Below are 20126 nucleotides of genomic sequence, written 5' to 3' on the forward strand. Positions count from 1 at the left end.
GTTTTGTATTTACATAATCCGCGAAAGGTATTCCGGGAACATTTTGTTCCACAGCGGCCAATCGTGTTTTTCCCACCCTCTAATATCGAGCCAATGTTCAATGCCCTGGTCATTGAGGATTTTGGACATCTTTAAATTACTATCCAGACAAATATCCCAGTCCGAAGTCCCCAAAACGATTTTCATATGGCCATAGCGCCATCCTTGTTCGTTCGGCATGAAATCAACAGGGTTGTTGAAGTAAACTGTGTCGTCGTAAAAGCCGTCGGTAAAGCTGCGGATGTCGAAGGCGCCGCTCATGCTGATCATATAGGCAACCTGGTCGGGATGTTTGAATGCAAAATTTGCAGCGTGAAACCCGCCAAAGCTGCATCCGGCCACACCGATCTTGCCGACATTGCACTCACTCATTATATAGGGCACCAGTTCGTTATGCAGGAATTTGTCATACTGAATGTGGTTCAGCACCCGGTATTGCGGATTTAAATGTTTGGCGTACCAGGAATCGGCGTCAATGGAATCCACACAGTATATCTTGTATTTTCCAGATTCCACCAATCCGCTCACAGCTTCGATCAGGCCCATATCTTTGGCCTGGTAATAGCGCCCGAGCGTGGTAGGGAAGAGCAGGAGCGGATAGCCCCAGTTACCATAAACGAGCATGTCCACATTTCTGTCCAGATGATGCGAATAATAGGTGATATGCTTCTCTTCCAAAAGGAGGTTATTTAGGTAAAACCATTGATATTGAAATATACAAAACAAATTAACGGAAGCAAATTATAGGCATTTATTAACTTGCGGGCTCTTAATACAACTATTTCAATCGCGCTGATTTGAGTTTCGACACCAATCCTGTTCATACCATTGTCAAAAATGTATTTTCTGTCTTTCTGGAAAGAGAGGTTGTGATTACTATCATTCTGCCCTCAGATTATGATCGTTCGAAGCGTTATCCGCTGGTCTTATTTAATGATGGCCAGGATTTTGAAGGACTTGGGATGGCATCGATCCTGACAGATTTGCAATCGACCGGGGAATCCGATCCTGTTCTGGTTGTTGGCATCCATGCCAATGACAACCGCATTTTCGAATATGGTGTTGCCGCTGAGGCGGACTATGCAGGGCGGGGAAACAGGGCAAATGCCACTTCGGACTTTGTAGTCAGAGAATTAATCCCGCATTTACATGCCGATTACAACATTTTGCAAGAACGCATTACTTACGCAGGCTTTTCGCTGGGCGGGTTGATGGCTTTGGCCATTGTCTGGAATAATCCGCAGATTTTTGCCAAAGCAGGCATATTTTCCGGTGCATTATGGTGGCGAAAAAGAGCATTGCACGATGATTACAGCGATTCCGACCGCATCATGCACGCGCAGCTTCGTAATGCCAGCGTTAAACCGGATCTCCAATTCTGGTTTCAATGTGGTTCGCTGGATGAATACGACGATCGCGATGGTGACGGCGTTATAGATTCGATTCAGGATACGCTGGAATGCATTGCCGAGCTGGAAAAGAAAGGTTACACCTGGAACCGCGATGTATTTTACACGGAGATCGCTTTTGGCGAGCATAACCTTAAAACCTGGTCCGAAGCGCTCCCCGGTTTTCTGAGGTGGGCTTCGGACAATAAAGCTGGATGTAAGAAGAAAACAGAAAATTAGAATTCTGCTAAAAACGCCATAGTGTCGACGGCATCCGCATAATCGTACAAGCCCGGCTCCTGCGTTTTGCCAAATGGGATGAGTCCTGGCAATGCGATATCGCCATTAGTAACCACGCACTGGATCTTTTCTGCCTGGTCGGTCAATGGCGCTTCAATGTCCGTAAGTGATTCATATGTTTCATAATGCAGCACGCTGATAGCGGAAACGAGCGCTTTGCTTTCCGTCAGCAGCAGGAAACCGTTATCGTAATGCGGCACCCGGTTTACCAGGAAGATCGACTTGTTGTATTCGTAGTTGTTGAAGTATTTGTGGTGATGCAAATAGGTCTTATCCAGGCCTTGAATGGATTCATAAAACTTGGTAAAATCATATCCGGCGGGAACAAAAAGCTTAGAGACATTGCGGCATCCCAGGCCAAAATATTGCAGCACATCACGCCCTAGCGCCGCCAGTTCCTCCGTATTTTCATCGCCGGTCAGGATGGCTACGGATGTCCGGTTTCGACGGATAATGTTGGGTTTTTTGGCAAAATAATAATGGAAGTAACGCGCCGTGTTGTCGCTTCCGGTGGCAATGTAAGCATCTGCATCATTCAGTCGCTCTACAAATTGAATGTGCTCTTTAAGTCCCGGTTCAATCTCCATAAGCTTATCCAGCAGGGCATGAATAAGCATATGGTCGTCTGAGCTCGGTTTCGCCATTAGTATATGTCCGCTGATGATGACGGATAATGCGTCATGAAATCCCACCGCCGGAATGTTGCCGGCCATTACAACGCCTATTTTTTGAGAAGATACGGGCTCCGGATATTGTGAGGCCCAAGCATTCAGCTTGTCCGGATTCAGAAATTGATGGGCGATTGCATTAAGGGAACGTGCTACGTTTTCGGGGGTGAACCAGTTGTTCCTGCTGTTGGCGCGGGCGAACCACTCTTCAATTACCGGTTCGTTTTGAGGGTTTGTGATGAATTTTCCAAGATTTATAAATGCATTGATCCGCTGGGCTCTCGATATCATTCTGACTGAACGCTGAAAAGTTAAATTAGGTATTCGTTTTTATTTTTCTGATTGTTGGGAAACTATAAATAGTTATATTTGTTACTCTAACAGAAGAAATAGCAACAAATATAAACAATCCGGCGATATGGCTATAATGATAACCGATGAATGCATAAATTGTGGGGCGTGCGAGCCAGAGTGCCCTAACACAGCAATTTATGAAGGAGGTGTGGAGTGGACCTGGGGAGATGGGACAAGTCTGGACGAGGTGGATTTCGGCGATGGAACCATTGTAAGCGGTAAGGAAAAGCAGTCGCCGGTTTCTGACGAATTCTATTATATAGTTTCAGACAAATGTACGGAATGCGTAGGGTTCCATGAAGAGCCACAATGTGCAGCGGTTTGCCCTGTCGATTGCTGCGTTCCGGATCCTGAGAATGAAGAGGAAGAAGATACATTACTTGCCAAAAAGGCATGGATGCATGGTGAGTAGCACCTGCTAACCAAATAAGATTTTGAAGCCCCGCCAGCAGCGGGGCTTTTTTTGTGCCCTGACCAAACGTAAATGGCACTTTTATCATAAAAAATCTACGTTCCTGTCGTATACTATAATTTATAAAATTTTGTATATCTATACTTTCACAGAATTTAAATATTTAGACAGATTTTGCAAAACAGTCTATTTTATGTTCATAAAACAAGAAATCTGTGTAGAAAAATGTGATAATTGTGTTTTTTAAGATAAATTTCTGTTCAGTTATTTGATTAATACAATTTATATATAATATTTGATTCATCAATCGAGCCGGATAGTGATATTTACTTAACAGAATATAATTATGAAAAAAGTCTATTGTACAGTATTATCTTTAATGGTATCATTTTTGGGTTTTGCGAAGTCAAATGAAGACAAGAAAGCTGCCAAGGCTGATACATTAATGGTTACAGAGGCGAAGGATGAGGAGGATGCGAAGGGCGCGTTTGCGTTTTCGGGCTATCTTGATTCCTACTACATGGCCAATTTCAATAAACCCGCTTCACGTTCTAATATGGGAGGAAGCAATGCACGGGTTTTTGATCAGCGTTCGGGTCAGTTTTCTTTGGGACTTGTACAAACAAGAGTTGCCTACACCAATGCAAAGTCAGAAGCCGTTGTTGACCTGACATTCGGTCCTAATGCGAACATGGGTAATTATGGAAATGCTTTGTTCAGCACCGCACTCGCTATCAAGCAGGCTTATTTTACCTATAAATTCACAGACAAGTTTTCGATGACGGCCGGACAATTCGGCACCAACATCGGATATGAAGTGATCGACGCACCGGCCAACTTCAACTACTCACTTTCTAATCTTTTCAACAACGGACCATTCTACCACGCCGGTTTGAAAGCAACTTATGCTTTTTCAGACAAGGCTTCTTTAATGGTGGGCGTTGTGAACAATGTGGACGGACTTGGAGATAACAACCGCAAAAAAGGGATCATCAGTCAGTTTTACTTCCAGCCTGTCGCAAACTGGAACGTATATGTGAACTACATCGGAAGCAACGAGGCTAATCCGGACTCGGTTACATTCAAAGAGCCATCTGCTTTCTACCAGGTTTTCGACCTCACCACAAGTTTCCAGATCACTGAGAAATTCCTGCTTGGACTGAATGCTGCATACGGAAGCCAAAAAGGAGATTACCAGGGTGCAGGCGGACCTGCCGACACAGAAACCTGGGGTGGTGTAGCGGTTTACGCCAACACAGCATTGACTGACAACTTCGGAATCGGTGCGCGTTACGAATACTTCAACAATGACAGCGGCGTGCGCGGCTTGCTTACACCTGCCGGCATGGGAACAAGTGTTAATTCAATTACGCTAACCGGTAACATCAGCCTTGCGGATGGACATATCCTGGTAAAACCCGAATTCCGTCTGGATACATATCCAAAAGTAACCGGTGCAACAGAAGCGCAGCAATTCGAAGATAAGAATGGCGAGTGGACCAAAAACAGCCAGACTACATTCGGACTTGCATTCATTTACAAATTCTAATTCAATCACATACCTTCTTAATCTACCCATAATAACAATTTACTAAAATGGAAAAACGTAATTACATTCCACTGATTATCCTGCTTGTAATCAGTATTCTTGGTGCCTTCATCCCCAATGTTCCGACGCAGATCGTGACGGAAGGCATTAATTCGGGTGACACCGCCTGGTTACTTGTGTCTGCTGCGCTTGTATTGCTCATGACGCCTGGTCTGGCTTACTTCTACGGTGGAATGGTGAATAACAAAAACGTGATTTCTACCATGCTGCAAAGCTTCATTGCAATGGGCGTGATCAGTGTCCTTTGGGTTGTAATTGGTTTCAGTCTTGCATTTGGTGACGACTTTGGCGGGTTTATTGGTAACCCAATGACGCACTTCATGTTCAAAGGCGTATTGGACGGTCCGGTTTGGGGCACAATTCCTTTCGCTTTGTTCGCAATGTTCCAGATGAAGTTCGCGGTTATCACGCCTGCACTTGTAACTGGTTCTATGGCTGAACGCGTAAACTTCCGCTCTTACGTGTTGTTTATCATCCTGTTCTGCATCTTTATTTATTCTCCATTGGCACACATGACCTGGCATGCGGATGGCATCCTGTTCAAAATGGGTGTGCTTGACTTTGCGGGTGGAACTGTTGTTCACATGTCTGCGGGCTGGGCTGCTTTGGCTGGTGCGCTTTATCTGAAAAGACGTAAATCATTGTTGGAAGATCACGTACTGCCTCCTGCTAACATTCCTTTCGTTCTTTTGGGAACAGGTTTGCTTTGGTTCGGCTGGTTCGGTTTCAATGCAGGTTCAGCGCTTTCAGCGTCTCCTCTGGCAGTTTCTGCTTTCGCTACTACGAATACTGCTGCTGGTGCGGCTGGTCTTTCATGGGTTTTATTTGATGTTGCAAGAGGTAAAAAAGTGTCAGCGCTTGGTTTCTGTATCGGTGCGGTGGTAGGTCTTGTGGCTATTACGCCTGCTGCTGGTTTCGTAACGGTTCCTGCTTCTCTTTTCATCGGAACAATTGCTGCTGTAATCAGTAACTACGTTGCTCACCTGCGCACCCGTTCTACTTTGGATGATACATTGGACGTGTTTCCTTGCCACGGTGTAGGCGGTATGGTTGGTATGCTGATGACAGGCGTGTTCGCAACAAGCGGTGTTAACTCACTGGTTACGGATCAAGGTCTTGCTTTCGGTGAAACAACATTGTTCATCAATCACGTGATTGCTTTGGTAGGTGTATCCGTGTTCGCATTCGGAGGCTCTTTACTGTTGCTTAAAATCACAGACCTTATCTTGCCGCTACGTGTATCTGAGTCAGACGAAAAAGCTGGATTGGATGTAAGTCAGCACGATGAGTTTCTTGTAGAAGCGTAATTTTTCTCAACGATTATATAAAAGCAAAGCCCGGAATGTTGCGGGCTTTGCTTTTATATAATCGTTTGTTATGCTCTTATAGTCAGGAATGGATCAAAACTTCTTCTTCCAATTCAGTCACTTCCATGAAGCCTGCATCATTAATGTGGCCGTATCGCACGGCTTTTGTTTCGTTAATGAGTAACGGATCATATTTCACAGCGACGCGCACATAGTTGTCTGTAAAACCAAGCATCTGGCCGTTCTGAATCTCGTCTTCAAATAAAACCAATCCCTGTTTATCGACTTGCTGCTCGTAGAAGAAGCGCTTTTTCTTTTCTGACAGGATATGCAGCATTTTCGAGCGATCCGCCCTTACATTCTTCGCAACAATCGGCCTGATGCTTAAAGCCGCCGTATTTTCTCTTTCCGAATAGGTGAATACGTGCAGGTAGGAAACATCCAGCTCATTCAAAAACTGATAACTTTCTTCAAATAGCTGTTGCGTTTCGCCAGGGTGGCCCACTATAACGTCCACGCCAATGCAGCATTCAGGCATAAGCGATTTGATTTTCGCAACGCGCTCTGCATAAAGCTCGCGTTTGTAGCGACGCTTCATTAACCCCAAAATGGTGTTGGAACCCGATTGCAACGGAATATGAAAGTGATGCGCAAAGCGCTTGGATCGCGCTACGAATTCGATGATCTCATCCGTGAGCAGGTTTGGTTCGATAGACGAAATGCGAAATCGTAAAATGCCTTCCACCTCATCCAGGGCTTTCACCAGATCCAGAAAAGTCTCTTTGCGTTCGCCATTATGTAAGCCAAAATCACCGATATTGACGCCTGTCAAAACAATTTCCTTCACGTCCCTGGCAGCAATTTCCCGAGCAGCATCCACAATGTTCGCTATGCTGTCGGAACGGCTTTTGCCCCTGGCCAATGGAATGGTGCAGTAGGAGCAGGGGTAATCGCAGCCATCCTGCACTTTGAGAAACGTCCGCGTTCTGTCATTCAGGGAATAAGACGTGTGATATTCAATGGCATGGTCGATGGTAGACGCAATCACCTGAGCAGGCTGACCCAGCGGCGTCTTTTCAAATGTGTCAATAAGTTCGACCAGGCGAAATTTTTCTGCTGCACCCAAAACAGCGTCCACACCCGGGATTTCAGATATTTCCCTTGGTTTCAATTGCGCATAGCAACCGATGATGGCCACATAACCATCCGCATTGATCTTCTGGGCTTCCCTGACAATCTTGCGGCATTTTTTATCCGCGTTCTCTGTAACGGAGCATGTGTTGATGATGAAAATATCAGGTGTTTCATTAAACTCAACCTTTTGATATCCCTTTTGTTCAAACATCCTTCCTATGGACGATGTTTCGGAATAATTCAGTTTACAGCCTAATGTATAGAAAGCGACTTTTTTCATTGTTTTCAAATATTCTGCAAAATTACACCTTTTAGTTTCAACGCTTTAAATAATCATTGAAAGAAGACTGTAAATATGCTTTTCCCAATTTTTCTTCTTCCGGCGTCAGCGCGCCTGATTTTTCAATAATGTTGCCACCAATATTGTCCCGCACCAGAAACCCGCCCGGTTTCATCCAGCCCAATCCATTATTAAATGCGAAGTAGGCAAAAGGCGTGCGGTTTTTAGCAAAAATATCGTTGCTCCAGTTGAAAGAACCCGAAGGCATATGCAACTGGTTCAATAAGGTCGCGGCGAGGTCCGTTTGCGAGCAGAGCGAATCCACTTTTGCACTTTGTTTTTCCAGTGCCCCGCCCAGCCAGAGCATAGGAATGTGAAATTCGGCGGGTTTTGATTTGTCCGTTTCCGGAAGCGGGTGACCGTGGTCGGCGATAATGATCACCAGCGTGTGATCCCACCAGGATTTTGTTTTTGCTTTTTTAATAAAATCCCCGATAGAGGCGTCCGTATAATGATGTGCATTTAAAAACAAATGCTCGGGATCATTGCCGGGGATGGCGGTTTTGACCGGCACTTCAAACGGCTCGTGGCTGCTTAATGTGAAAAGCGTGGAGAAAAAAGGCTCTTTCTGTTTGTCCAGATCGTCCAGTAAGCGGTTCAAAACAATGTGGTCATGCGCACCCCATTTTGAATTCATGTCTTTTTTATCAAAATCGTTTTTATCAATGATCCGGTCGAATTCTTGTTGCAAAAAGTAGGATTTCATATTGGCAAATTCGGTTTCACCTCCGTAATAAAAGGAAGTAGACCAGCCGTTTTTATGAAACATTTTTGGCAATGACGGCAGCGTTGCCGTTTTTTTCGGAATCTTAATGATGGAGGTGGTTGGCTGGGCCGGATAGCCGCTCAGAATCGCAACCATTCCCTTGTCGCTGCGGTTTCCGCTTGCGTACATTTTAGTGAAAAGCAGTCCTTCCTTCGCAAGCTGATCAAACTGCGGCGTTACATTTTTAACACCATTCAAACTGCCAACAACCTTGGCTGTCTGGCTTTCCCAAATGAGCACCACCACATTGATTTTTCCCTCCTTAACAACCTTTTCCGAAGTGCTGTCGGCGTGATACAGCGTCTTTACCATGTCGTCCGCCTGCTTTTCTTCGTAATATTTGAAGGGGTTTTTCTTTTGATAAGTCGCATTGATCAGCGAGCTCATGTAATTCCAGGGAACATTCACAGCGGCATAATTTGCGAAACTTTTATCACTAAAAAACACTGCGCTTTCGTTCATAGGGGCCAGTTGAAGACCCCCGCGAACAGGAATGATCAGGCTGGCAGTTAAAACCAGAAAAACCGGAATGGTATAAACGAAACCCGTTTGCTGAAAGGCCGAAGTGCTTCGCCTGATAATCGTTTGCAACAGCCTCCAAACCAATATAAACAGCAACGCGAACAGCATTAAAAGCGGAACCACCGGCGCGGCACCCATGGATGCCATGGCCTCCGTAGGCGTTTTCAGGTAATGTAAGGATGTGCCGTCAATGCGGAATCCCCATGCCCGGAACAGTTCCAGGTCGGTAACAACGAGCAAAACGATTGCAAATGAGACAATGATGCTGTATATAGAAAGCGTTTTGGCAAACCAGCGCCATTTTCTGGCCGTAAACATGACCAGCAATGTGGGAATGAGCAATATATAGCCGGCAAAGGAAATGTCCATTTGTAATCCGTGCGCGGCACTGCTAACCCAAAGAGAAGGAGGCAGTTCAAGGGTTTTCTTAAAATGATAAGCGAGAAATATGATCCGGAAAAACTGGAATAGAACGATCCAGGTGATCCCGTAAAGAGCAATAAATTCTAATCTTTTGCGCATTGTGTCTGAGAGAATCTGCAAAGTTCTGAAAAATGCGCCAACCTGCCGTATGGAATGAGGTTAAATGTGAAAATGTCGCCCGGAATTGTTGTTCGTACTTTTAAATAAATAATTTTGGGCAGAATTAATATAAATCAAGAAATAAAATGACTTTTCGTTCCAAAGCGTTTGAAATTGCCCAAGGCCGGGTTGCCCCCTCACTTTCCCCTCCATCAGAAAAAATTACCGACTTGTATGGTAGTAACACATTCAGCGATGATGTAATGAAAACACTGCTCTCCGCTGAGGCGTACACCAAGATTTCTAATGCAATACGCTCCGGCTCGACGATTGACCGGGAGGTTGCAGACGAGGTCTCGGCGGCAATGAAATCATGGGCAGTTTCCAAAGGAGCGACGCATTATACGCACTGGTTCCAGCCCCTTACCGGAACCACGGCAGAAAAGCACGATTCATTTTTCGACCTGACGATAGACGGAAAAGCCGTCGAAAAATTCAAAGGCAGCGCATTGGTGCAGCAGGAACCGGACGCATCGTCCTTCCCGAGCGGCGGCTTGCGTGCAACATTCGAGGCACGTGGTTACACGGGCTGGGACCCAAGCTCTCCGGCGTTTTTGATGGATAATGGGGCGGGAGGTAAGACATTATGTATCCCGTCTGTTTTCATTTCGTACACAGGAGAGGCGCTGGATTATAAGGCACCATTGCTGAAATCGCTGGTAATGCTGGATAAAGCGGCCACTTCGGTTTGCCAGTTTTTCAACCGCGACGTGGATAAAGTAACGCCAACATTGGGCATTGAGCAGGAATATTTTTTGGTTGATAAAGCACTATACTATGCCCGTCCCGACCTGCTAATGGCAGGTAGAACCGTTTTTGGACACAGCCCCGCGCGCGGCCAGCAGCTGGACGACCATTACTTTGGTTCTATATCGCCAAGGGTGAATGCATTTATGGTGGATTTTGAATTTGAAGCATTGAAACTGGGCATTCCCGTGCGGACGCGCCACAATGAGGTCGCACCCGGCCAGTTCGAATGTGCACCGACATTTGAAGAAGTAAACCTGGCCATTGACCACAATGCATTATTGATGGATTTAATGCAGAAAGTGGGCGACAAGCATAATTTCCAGGTGCTTTTTCACGAAAAACCTTTTGCAGGTATCAACGGAAGCGGTAAGCATAACAACTGGTCGCTGTCTACGGACACAGGCATCAATTTGCTCGCACCAACTTCCAAGCCAAAAGAAAACCTCCGCTTCCTGACTTTCCTGATGAATGTGGTGAAAGCTGTTCACGATCACGCAGACCTGCTCCGTGCTTCTATTTCTTCTGCCGGTAACGAGCATCGGTTGGGGGCGAATGAAGCGCCGCCATCGATTGTGTCTGTTTTCTTAGGAAATGAACTGACGAATATGCTCGAAGAACTGGTGAATAAAGGCGAGATCACGCTGGAAAAAGGGGAAAATTTTTATTACAAATTGGGCATAACCCGCATTCCTAATTTGCAGCGCGATAACACGGACCGTAACCGCACTTCGCCATTCTGTTTTACAGGAAATAAATTTGAATACCGCGCAGTAGGAAGCTCGCAAAACAGCGCGTCGCCAATGATCGTTTTGAACACCATAGTAGCAAACCAGTTGCTGGAATTCAAAAAAGAAATGGATGAACGCCTTGCGGCAGGAGAGGAAAAGAAAGTAGCAACGGTAGAGATCCTGAAACGCTATTTTACAGAATCCAAAAACATTCTTTTCGAAGGAAACGGTTATTCTGAGGAATGGGTGGAAGAGGCCAAAAACAGGGGGCTTACCAATATCCGTGAAACTTACGAGGCCTTGCATGCATATAAAACCGAACGCACTATTGCTGCATTTGAAAGAATGGGCGTGCTTACCTCGCGTGAATTGCATGCACGCTATGAAATCGAATTGGAAAATTATGTCAAAAAATTGCAGATCGAATCCCGTGTAATCGGCGATCTTGCATTAAACCACATCGTTTCCACGGTTGTAAAATATCAGTTCAAACTCGCGCAAACGGCCCGATCGCTGACAGATCTGGAAATGCTGGAAGAGGCTGCGCCTATCAAGGAAATCATCAAGGACATTTCAACGCACATTGTCGTCATCAAAAAGCTTGTGCAGGAAATGACGGATCAGCGCAAGACAGCCAACAACATTGACGACCTTTTTGAAAGGGCGAAAATGTATGGTTCGGAAGTGAAAGGTTTCTTTGAAGAGATCAGATATCACGTGGACAAATTGGAATTATTAATCGATGATGAAGACTGGCCTTTGGCAAAATACCGTGAAATGTTATTTTTGGAATAATTTTAAAGCAAACGCTTTATTCAATAAACTATCGAGACTATGAATCCGGGATTTGATCCAGAAGAAATTGAAGTGCTGAAACAAGAATGTAAGGCGAAGCGATCAAGCTTTATACACGTTGAGGACGAGCTGGAAGATGATGAAGAAGACAACAACGAACATGCGCACGTTCAGTTTGTAGGCATGTATAAAGAAAAAGAAGTCATCTACGACGCGCTGATCTATACATTGAGATTGCACCATTCGACATTGGTTTACGATGCTGCTTTGGAAAGGCTGAAAAAAGTGATGCCGAATTACGTTTCCCTCGACGAGCGCCCGGACGATTACGTTTGTGACGATGAGCAAGACGAGGAGGCAGAATTAATGCTGACCGAATTCATCGAAGAGATCGAAGAAAATGAAGAGATCACGGTTCGCGAGCACATTGAAACGGACGAGACGTTTGACTATGGAATCGGGCTGGAAGTGGGATTGAACAAAACAGAAATCAATGATAAAACCATCAACGATTTCATCCTCCGCTTCAACGCCGGCCGCATCCAGCTAGATCCGACGCTTTATTCCTTCTCCGGAAGCGAAGAGCAGGATTGAGGTTTGAAGCGAACTTAGAAATAGCTCTAAATGAAAAAACCGCTTTTAAAGCGGTTTTTTCATTTAACATTATATTCCGTTCTGCAAATATTATAGCGCAGATTTAACAGTCTTGATAATACGCGCTGCTACTTTGTAAGGATCAGCAGCTGAGTTTGGACGACGATCTTCCAAATATCCGCTCCATCCTTTTTGAGGAACTAGAACCGGGATACGGATCGATGCACCGCGGTCAGATACACCGTAGCTGAAATCGTGGATAGAAGCAGTTTCGTGCTTTCCAGTCAAACGCAGGTGGTTATCTGCACCGTAAACTTCAATGTGTTCTTTAACAACAGGACGGAAAGATTCGCAAACCTTATCGAAAACTTCTTTGCTGCCAGCTGTTCTCAAAGCAGAATTCGAGAAGTTAGCGTGCATTCCGCTTCCGTTCCAGTCAAGCTCGCCCAGAGGCTTGCAATGCCAGTTGATAGCAACACCATATTTTTCACCGATTCTTTCAAGCAAGTAACGGCCAAGCCAGATCTGGTCACCAGCTTCTTTCGCGCCTTTTGCGAAGATCTGGAATTCCCACTGTCCTGCTGCAACCTCTGCATTGATACCTTCAACATTAAGGCCTGCATCAAGACATGCGTCAAGGTGCTCCTCAATGATCTCACGGCCAAATGCATTCTGCGCGCCTACTGAGCAATAATATGGTCCTTGTGGTGCAGGGTAACCATTTGCCGGAAAGCCCAATGGTTTGTTTGTATCAACATCCCAAAGGAAATATTCTTGCTCGAAACCGAACCAGAAATCGTTGTCATCATCCTCAATTGTCGCACGACCATTGGATACGTGAGCAGTTCCATCTGCGTTAAGCACTTCGCACATAACCAGATAAGCATCTCTGCGCAATGGATCCGGGCAAATGTAAACGGGTTTTAACAAACAGTCAGAAGAACCGCCAAGCGCCTGTTCAGTAGATGAACCATCAAATGACCAGTTGCTGCAATCTTCCAATTTTCCACTGAAATCGCTTTCAATTTTGGTTTTGCTACGTAAACTTTGGGTCGGCTTGTAGCCATCCAACCAAATATATTCCAGCTTGGATTTTGACATAATAGTACTAGATAAAGTGGTGACGAATTATTATAACGGCACAATATTAATGCAAAAATGTATTTCCAAAAAATAAAAACTAAGAAAAATTAACCATACACAGAATATTATTGGGTTTGTGGTAGTATTGTCAGTAAAAGATGTACTATTCTCATAAAAGTGGTGAAATTGTAAATGAATGCTTCCGGAGAATATTTTTGCAAAAACACTAAATCCGCGTTTCAATCGGACGTGCTTCATGTCAAAATGTTGCCAAAATGCAAAAATCATCTTTTTTGGCATTCCCGGAATAATATAAGGCTGCCATGGTGGTTATGTGCTTCATACACGTAAATTTGAGCGTCGCTTTGATAATGTCGACGGTTCTCTTATTTTAATTCCTATTTACTTTCCAAATGCATCTATTTTACCAGCCCGACTCGAAAATTTTTGAATTGGATGAAGAAGAGGCCAGGCACAGTTCCAAAGTGCTGAGGCTCGGCTCCGGCGACATTATATATGTTACCAATGGCAAAGGCACATTGCAGAAATGCGTGTTGAATGTTCAGGGCAGAAAGGCGGGTTACGAAGTTTTGGAATCACAGCAGATCGAAAGACGACCCTTTGCCGTAAATATGGTGATCGCGCCCACGCGCAAGGCCGAGCGCAATGAGTGGATGGTGGAGAAGATGACCGAGATAGGCGTGGAGCGCATTGATTTTGTAATCACCGAACATACGAATACAGACACGATCAACCGCGTCGTAAACCTCACCAGGCTGAACCGGATCGCTGCCGCTGCGATGAAACAATCACAGCAACATTATCTGCCGATCATCACGGTGGGCAATAAATATGAAGCGTTTGTGAGGGATGTAAAGGATTCTGTAAAATTAATTGCCTATGTGCCAGATCATAATAAGGTTGAGCACGTTTTTAGTAAAGTAAAAAAAGACCAGGGAACCACTTTATTGATAGGTCCTGAAGGAGATTTCAGTGAAAAGGAAGTTTCGCTGGCATTTGATTACGGATTTTCAACGGTTTCCCTCGGCCCGACCCGTTTAAGAACAGAAACAGCGGCCGTAGCAGGCTGCCATGCCATTAACCTGGCACAGAACATATTATAAAAGCATCAATGTATATGAACCGATCATTAGTGCGTTTTGGGAAATTTTTAGGGCTGGTCACATTAGTTCTGATAGGCACAGTAACATTGGCGCAATCATCGTTAAAGATTGCAAAACTTAAATACGGCGGCGGTGGCGATTGGTATGCCAACAAAACCTCTCTTCCCAATCTGATCAAATTCTGCAATACGGAGCTGAAAATGAACATTAACCCCACAGAAGACGTGGTGGAAGTGGGTAGCGCGGACATTTTCACTTATCCGTTTGTGCATATGACGGGCCACGGCAATGTTGTTTTCAACGATGCGGAGGCTCAAAACCTGCGCAATTATCTGCTCTCGGGCGGGTTTCTGCACATCGATGACAACTATGGCCTCGATCAGTTTGTGAGACGGGAAATGAAAAAGGTTTTTCCTGAGCTTTCATTTGTCGAGCTGCCTTTTGACCACCAGGTTTACCGGATCAAATATCTGTTTCCGGAAGGACTGCCCAAAGTTCATGAGCACGATGGCAAGCAGCCGCAAGGTTACGGGCTTATCTGGCAAGGACGATTGGTTTGCTATTACAGTTACGAAACAGATCTGGGCAATGGCTGGGAAGATCAGAGTGTTTACAATGATCCCGAGGAAATGCGAAGAAAGGCGCTGCAAATGGGTGCGAACCTGCTAAGTTATGCTTTCATGATTCTCTAAATACAGGCGTAGGCAATATAAAATAATTCCAAATTAGTTTTCTGAATTTCGGTTTTGTAAGTGCTTAGCCTTACTTTTGTACAAAGTTTAAAATAATATCATTTCATCTCGTTCCATGTATATAGTCCTTATCGTTTTTGTTGTACATTGGTATTTATCCCTTTTTTGTCAAACCTTTTTCCTACACCGTTACTCTGCTCATAAAATGTTCATTATGAGCAAGCCATGGGAGCGGTTCTTCTATTTACTGACTTATCTTTCCCAGGGGTCTTCCTATTTAAGTCCAAGAGCTTACGCGATTCTTCACCGGATGCACCATGCTTTCAGCGACACGGAAAAAGATCCGCACTCGCCGCACCATACTAAAAACGTGTTTACGATGATGTGGGAAACGAAGAATATTTATAATGCAGTGCTAAGCCGCAAGCGAGCAATTGAATCACAATTCGAAAGAAATTATCCGGAATGGCGCTTTATTGAAAAGTTGGGAGATTCGTGGCTTTCACGTTCTGGCTGGGCGTTGTTGTATACCGCATTTTACATCCTTGCCTACATTTATCTGGATATGCACTGGGCGTTTTTCTTCCTTTTGCCGATCCACTTCCTAATGGGCCCAATCCACGGCGCAATTGTAAACTGGAGCGGTCACAAATACGGTTACCAGAACTTCGATAATGAGGACAAATCAAAGAATTCTCTCATCTTCGATTTCTTAATGATGGGCGAGCTGTTTCAGAATAATCACCACAAGAGACCCAATTCAATCAATTTCGGATCAAGATGGTATGAAGTAGACCCAACGTACCCGGTGATCAAGATGCTGAATAAGTTGAAGATCATTGAGATTAGGAAGAAGGGGTAATGCACTACGTTATAAAAAACTTTGGCAGGTGTGAGATACACCTGCCAAGTTTGCTTATTAACACCACAAAAAATGAAATCCTTTTGAACTGCCGTTTTATCGGCATGTCTTATTAAGACAATACAAATAAATCATACAATACTTAAAAGGGCGTTAATAAAAAGTTAGAATTTGCTTAGAGCTTCGAAAATGTTACAACGAATGTTGTGCCCTTCGGTTGATTGGAGAAAATGTTGACATTGCCCGAATGCAGCTTCACAATCCGCTCCACCAGTGACAGCCCGATTCCATATCCCTTAATGTTTGCCGTATTGTCACTGCGGTAAAATGGTTGGAAAACCAGACTCTGATCTTCTTTCGGAATTCCCTTACCATTATCTGAAAAGCTCAACGTCAATCGCCTCGCAGACGTTTTCAAATTCACATTTACTGTATTGTTCTCGGAAAACTTGCACGCATTGTCCATCAGATTCAGGAACGCGGTTTTCAATAATGTAGAGTTTCCAGTCAGTTCAAGCCAGGTGTCGTCTTCGGGCAACTCGTCGAAATTGAGCTGAATGTTGTAGGAAGGGTTTGCTTGTGCGAGGCCCAGTCGGCAATCCAGTAAAAGATCATCAACGCGAATGATTTCTGTGAGCAGATCTTTTTGATCCTCGCTCACTTTCGCTAGTTCTAACAATGTATTCGATAGTTGCGCCAGCTCCTGAATGTCTTCCAAAACTGACTGAATAGTAAGCTGGTAATCAGCTGTATTTCGTTCTTTTAGCATACTGACTTCCAGCTGCGAACGGATCTTGGTCAATGGATTTTTAAGCTCGTGCGAAACATTAGCCACGAATATCTTTTGCATTTGGAATGCGGTTTCAATCCGGTCAAGAAGATTGTTAAATGTTGTCGTTAAGCGCCCTATTTCATCTTTTTGGTTCGGAACGTCCAGTCTGGTGTCCAGTTTTTGGGGCAAAATCCTTTCAACGGCATTCATCACCTTGGAAATTGGCCTTAATGCACGTTTCGAGAAAATCCAGCCAACGAGTGCCACGATAATGGTCACGATAAAAAACAAAACCGTGAGTAGGGTGCTTAAATTGGACAGATTGGCTTGTCCGTACAAATCTTTTGCGCCTAACAAAACCACGGCGCGATTGAAGGGATATTTGTAATACAACCCTACAACTTTATAATCGCCATCAGTGTAGCGGATCTGTCCGGCCTTCCGGATCTCGTCCAGCCAGAAGTTGGATACGTGAATGGATTTGGACTGAGGGCTGGTTGGGTTGCTGTAAATGAGGCGGTTCTTTTCGTCGAAAATGAATGTGTTTTCGTCGTAGATCAAATCTCGATTGGTTTCATCCAATGCTTTCAAAACCTCAGTATTCACTTGCGGGACTTTCAGCAAAAGTTCGGCTTGCGACTTGGCTTTGGACCTTAACCGATCGTAAAAGTCCTCATTAACATTGTAATAGGAAAAAAAGTAGATAGCCAGAAAAGTGATCAGAAGGATTCCGCTCACCAGCAGGGAAAACTGAACTGTAAGTCTGGTGCGGATCTGCATAATTTACTCTACTTTAAGCACATAGCCCATACCAAACTGGGTGTGGATCAGCTTGACAGGATAATCCTTATCGATTTTTTTTCGAAGATAATTTACATAAACTTCAATGACATTGGTGCCCGTATCAAAGCCGATATCCCAAACCTGCTCCGCAATCTCCACTTTGGAAATGACCCGGCCCTGGTTTCGGATCAGGTAAACGAGCAGGTTGAATTCCCTTGCCGTGAGATTGATCTTATTTCCTGACCTATGAACCGTTTTTGCGTCCAACGATATTTCCAGATCTGCAAACTTCAAAAGCTGCGCGGTATGAGAAACGGTTGTGCCGCGTTTGGTTAGTGCCCTTACCCGTGCCAAAAGTTCCTTGAATTCAAATGGCTTAACCAGGTAATCGTCCGCGCCGGCATCCAGACCCGTGACTTTATCATCTGTCGTGCCCAACGCGGTTAACATTAAGATCGGCGTTTCATCACCCCAGGTCCTGATCTCCCGGCAAAGCTCAATGCCGTTGATCCCGGGAATGATAATGTCGCTGATAATGAGTTGATAAGTATTGTTTTTTGCCAGCTGCCTGCCGATCAGGCCGTCATAGGCAATGTCCACTTCATATCCGTTTTCTTCCAGCCCTTGTTTAATGGATTGCAGCGTTTTCGGTTCGTCTTCAATAAGTAGTAGCTTCATGCGATGGGTAGGAATAATTCAGAAACATCCTTCCAATTGGAAACACGCTTATATGAGGTTTCTTTAACATTATGCGGCGCTGTAAAGAGGATGCCTGTGCCTTTGAACGCATTCAGGTTTCGCACGTGATCGTCAATCAGGTAATCGGACTGGATAATGCTTTTGTAACCGCAAAACACAACATTAGTCCACGGAATGAACGGGAAATGTTTTTTTAGCCATGCAAATTTATCGTTGAACGACGTTGGAAATTCCATGCAGGCCGTTGCCACAAATATTTCATAAAACTTAGACAGCTTGTAGACTGTTTCAACCGCCCCGTTCATCACTTCAATGTCGGCAAAAAAGCCAGGCGTATCAATGATCTTGTGCAGCTTTGCAAGTTGCTTGGGGTGTAAAATATCTCTAAAAGCGCTTTTTCTCAGCTGTTCTTCATTATATACCGTTGAAAAATCATTATGAACAATGTTGGCGAGTTTTTTGTGCGTGTTCGCCATCACATCATCCATGTCCAAGGTGAGTCTGAGCATTACATTATAGTTCTGTGCGTATCGAAATTTTCAAGATAATCGTGCACGCGTTTCAGGAAGAGTCCGCCCAGGGAGCCGTCCACAACGCGGTGGTCATACGAATGTGAGATAAACATCAGGCTGCGAATGCCGAGCAAATCGCCTTGCGGCGTTTCAATCACGGCCGGTTTCTTTTTTATTGCGCCAAAAGCCATGATCGCGACCTGGGGCTGCACGATAATCGGCGTGCCCATCAGATTGGCAAATGCGCCAATGTTGGAAATCGTGTAAGTCCCGCCAGCCAGATCGTCGGCCTTCAACTTGTTTTCCCGCGCTCTCTTGGCGAGATCATTTACTTTTCTTGCCAACCCAGGCAGATCATACTGGTCTGCGCGATGGATAACCGGAACAATGAGGTTTCCGTCCGGCAGAGCTACGGCCATGCCAATGTTAATCTCCTTCTTTTTAATGATCCGGTCGCCATCCACTGAAATATTGATCATCGGATAATCTTTGATCGCTTTTACCACAGCTTCAATCAAAATAGGCGTAAACGTGATGCTGTCGCCCGTTTTCCTTCTATACTCAGCCTTTGTATGCTCCCGCCACTGAACCACCGGCGTCATGTCGGTCTCGATAAAGGAAGTAACATGCGCCGAAATTCGCTTCGACTCAACCATCCGCTGCGAGATCATCTTCCGCATCCGGTCCATTTCAATGATCTCGTTGCTGCCGTTCAGTGATGTCGCAACTGGCATTGCCGTTGCAGGAGACTTTTTACGGTTATCCAGAAAGGAAATAATATCGTTTTTAGTGACCCGGTTTTCCATGCCCGTTCCCGGAATGGTGGCCAGCTCCGTTTCCGTGATGTGCTCTTCACGCGCAATGCTCAGAACAAGAGGGGAATAGAATGCATTGTTTTCCGGGCTATTTTTGGCGTATTCCAGTGCAGACTGTGCCGTTTTGGTAAGCACTTCCTCATATTCCTTTTCCAATACAGCCGCCGTTGCTTCCACCTCTGATGCCGCGCTAACCGGCTCATGGACAGGTTTATCCACTGGCTGCTGATCGCTTTCATCCACATCATTCTCCACTTCAATCTTTGCAACCGGGCTTCCTATGGGCACAACGTCGTTTTCAGCAACAAGCCATTCCGTAAGCACGCCGGAAAAAGGGCAGGGGACCTCCGTATCAACTTTGTCCGTGGCAACCTCCAATATCGAATCGTCCACCGAAACCTTATCACCTGCTTTTGCAAGTAAATGAAGGACAGTGCATTCCATAATACTTTCGCCCATTGGAGGCATTACCATTTCAACTATTTTCATAACTGGT

Annotated in this window: 18 protein-coding genes; 9 read left to right on the forward strand and 9 right to left on the reverse strand. The window is 44.9% G+C overall.

Going from position 1 to position 20126, the window contains the following annotated elements:
- Positions 1 to 9: 9 nt before the first annotated feature.
- Entirely contained in the window at positions 10 to 717 is a 708-nt protein-coding gene (locus tag G395_RS0127460) for an esterase family protein (protein WP_026632924.1), read from the reverse strand.
- Between the two features lie 119 nt (positions 718 to 836).
- Here G395_RS0127460 and G395_RS30770 point away from each other — a divergent pair, with 119 nt between their 5' ends.
- Positions 837 to 1667 carry an alpha/beta hydrolase gene (locus G395_RS30770; protein WP_035362238.1) on the forward strand — a complete coding sequence of 277 codons (831 nt, stop codon included), beginning with the start codon at positions 837 to 839 and terminating at the stop codon, positions 1665 to 1667.
- On the opposite strand, the gene G395_RS0127470 is transcribed toward G395_RS30770, so the two are convergent.
- A complete protein-coding gene (locus G395_RS0127470; protein ID WP_026632925.1) occupies positions 1664 to 2686 on the reverse strand; it encodes an acyl-CoA reductase in 1023 nt (340 codons plus the stop codon). The two genes, G395_RS30770 and G395_RS0127470, sit on opposite strands and share 4 nt — an antisense overlap.
- A gap of 127 nt (positions 2687 to 2813) precedes the next feature.
- Between G395_RS0127470 and G395_RS0127475 the strand changes: the two genes are divergently transcribed.
- From G395_RS0127475 to G395_RS0127485, 3 genes are all read left to right on the forward strand, one after another.
- Positions 2814 to 3161 (forward strand): 4Fe-4S binding protein, encoded by a 348-nt coding sequence (locus G395_RS0127475; RefSeq protein ID WP_026632926.1) that lies wholly within the window; start codon positions 2814 to 2816, stop codon positions 3159 to 3161.
- Between the two features lie 346 nt (positions 3162 to 3507).
- Positions 3508 to 4710: a porin gene (locus G395_RS0127480; protein ID WP_026632927.1), complete on the forward strand. Its 1203-nt coding sequence runs from the start codon at positions 3508 to 3510 to the stop codon at positions 4708 to 4710.
- A gap of 47 nt (positions 4711 to 4757) precedes the next feature.
- Complete coding sequence (locus G395_RS0127485) at positions 4758 to 6077, forward strand: ammonium transporter (protein WP_026632928.1); 1320 nt, start codon at positions 4758 to 4760, stop codon at positions 6075 to 6077.
- Between the two features lie 82 nt (positions 6078 to 6159).
- Here the strand turns inward: G395_RS0127485 and mtaB are convergent, their stop codons facing one another.
- A complete protein-coding gene (gene mtaB / locus G395_RS0127490; protein ID WP_026632929.1) occupies positions 6160 to 7491 on the reverse strand; it encodes a tRNA (N(6)-L-threonylcarbamoyladenosine(37)-C(2))-methylthiotransferase MtaB in 1332 nt (443 codons plus the stop codon).
- A 37-nt stretch (positions 7492 to 7528) separates the two neighbouring features.
- Positions 7529 to 9361 (reverse strand): LTA synthase family protein, encoded by a 1833-nt coding sequence (locus G395_RS0127495; protein WP_026632930.1) that lies wholly within the window; start codon positions 9359 to 9361, stop codon positions 7529 to 7531.
- A gap of 146 nt (positions 9362 to 9507) precedes the next feature.
- Here G395_RS0127495 and G395_RS0127500 point away from each other — a divergent pair, with 146 nt between their 5' ends.
- Positions 9508 to 11694: a glutamine synthetase III family protein gene (locus G395_RS0127500; RefSeq protein WP_026632931.1), complete on the forward strand. Its 2187-nt coding sequence runs from the start codon at positions 9508 to 9510 to the stop codon at positions 11692 to 11694.
- Positions 11695 to 11733: 39 nt separating this feature from the next.
- Complete coding sequence (locus G395_RS0127505) at positions 11734 to 12288, forward strand: hypothetical protein (RefSeq protein WP_026632932.1); 555 nt, start codon at positions 11734 to 11736, stop codon at positions 12286 to 12288.
- A 90-nt stretch (positions 12289 to 12378) separates the two neighbouring features.
- Here G395_RS0127505 and G395_RS0127510 read toward each other — a convergent pair whose 3' ends face one another.
- A complete protein-coding gene (locus G395_RS0127510) occupies positions 12379 to 13389 on the reverse strand; it encodes a glutamine synthetase beta-grasp domain-containing protein (protein ID WP_026632933.1) in 1011 nt (336 codons plus the stop codon).
- A gap of 395 nt (positions 13390 to 13784) precedes the next feature.
- Between G395_RS0127510 and G395_RS0127520 the strand changes: the two genes are divergently transcribed.
- The 3 genes from G395_RS0127520 (at position 13785) to G395_RS0127530 (ending at position 16049) form a co-directional block, all read left to right on the forward strand.
- Positions 13785 to 14495, forward strand: coding sequence for an RsmE family RNA methyltransferase (locus G395_RS0127520; RefSeq protein ID WP_026632934.1), 711 nt, complete (start codon positions 13785 to 13787; stop codon positions 14493 to 14495).
- Between the two features lie 14 nt (positions 14496 to 14509).
- The gene (locus G395_RS0127525; protein WP_026632935.1) at positions 14510 to 15187 is read left to right on the forward strand and encodes a DUF4159 domain-containing protein; all 678 of its coding nucleotides are present in this window, start codon (positions 14510 to 14512) and stop codon (positions 15185 to 15187) included.
- Between the two features lie 115 nt (positions 15188 to 15302).
- Positions 15303 to 16049, forward strand: a complete 747-nt coding sequence (locus G395_RS0127530) for an acyl-CoA desaturase (protein WP_026632936.1) — start codon at positions 15303 to 15305, stop codon at positions 16047 to 16049.
- Positions 16050 to 16224: 175 nt separating this feature from the next.
- Here G395_RS0127530 and G395_RS0127535 read toward each other — a convergent pair whose 3' ends face one another.
- From G395_RS0127535 to G395_RS0127550, 4 genes are read right to left on the reverse strand one after another with little or no spacing between them, the layout of a single operon-like run.
- Complete coding sequence (locus tag G395_RS0127535) at positions 16225 to 17601, reverse strand: sensor histidine kinase (protein WP_026632937.1); 1377 nt, start codon at positions 17599 to 17601, stop codon at positions 16225 to 16227.
- Between the two features lie 3 nt (positions 17602 to 17604).
- On the reverse strand, positions 17605 to 18282 hold the full coding sequence (locus tag G395_RS0127540; protein WP_026632938.1) for a response regulator transcription factor: 678 nt from the start codon (positions 18280 to 18282) through the stop codon (positions 17605 to 17607).
- On the reverse strand, positions 18279 to 18812 hold the full coding sequence (locus tag G395_RS0127545) for a 5' nucleotidase, NT5C type (protein WP_026632939.1): 534 nt from the start codon (positions 18810 to 18812) through the stop codon (positions 18279 to 18281). The genes G395_RS0127540 and G395_RS0127545 overlap by 4 nt, the downstream gene beginning before the upstream one ends.
- Positions 18812 to 20119 (reverse strand): dihydrolipoamide acetyltransferase family protein, encoded by a 1308-nt coding sequence (locus tag G395_RS0127550; protein ID WP_026632940.1) that lies wholly within the window; start codon positions 20117 to 20119, stop codon positions 18812 to 18814. Before G395_RS0127550 ends, G395_RS0127545 begins: the two co-directional genes overlap by 1 nt.
- Positions 20120 to 20126: the final 7 nt, after the last annotated feature.

It is taken from the genome of Dyadobacter alkalitolerans DSM 23607 (assembly GCF_000428845.1).
In the GTDB taxonomy this organism is placed as follows: Bacteria; Bacteroidota; Bacteroidia; order Cytophagales; family Spirosomataceae; genus Dyadobacter; species Dyadobacter alkalitolerans.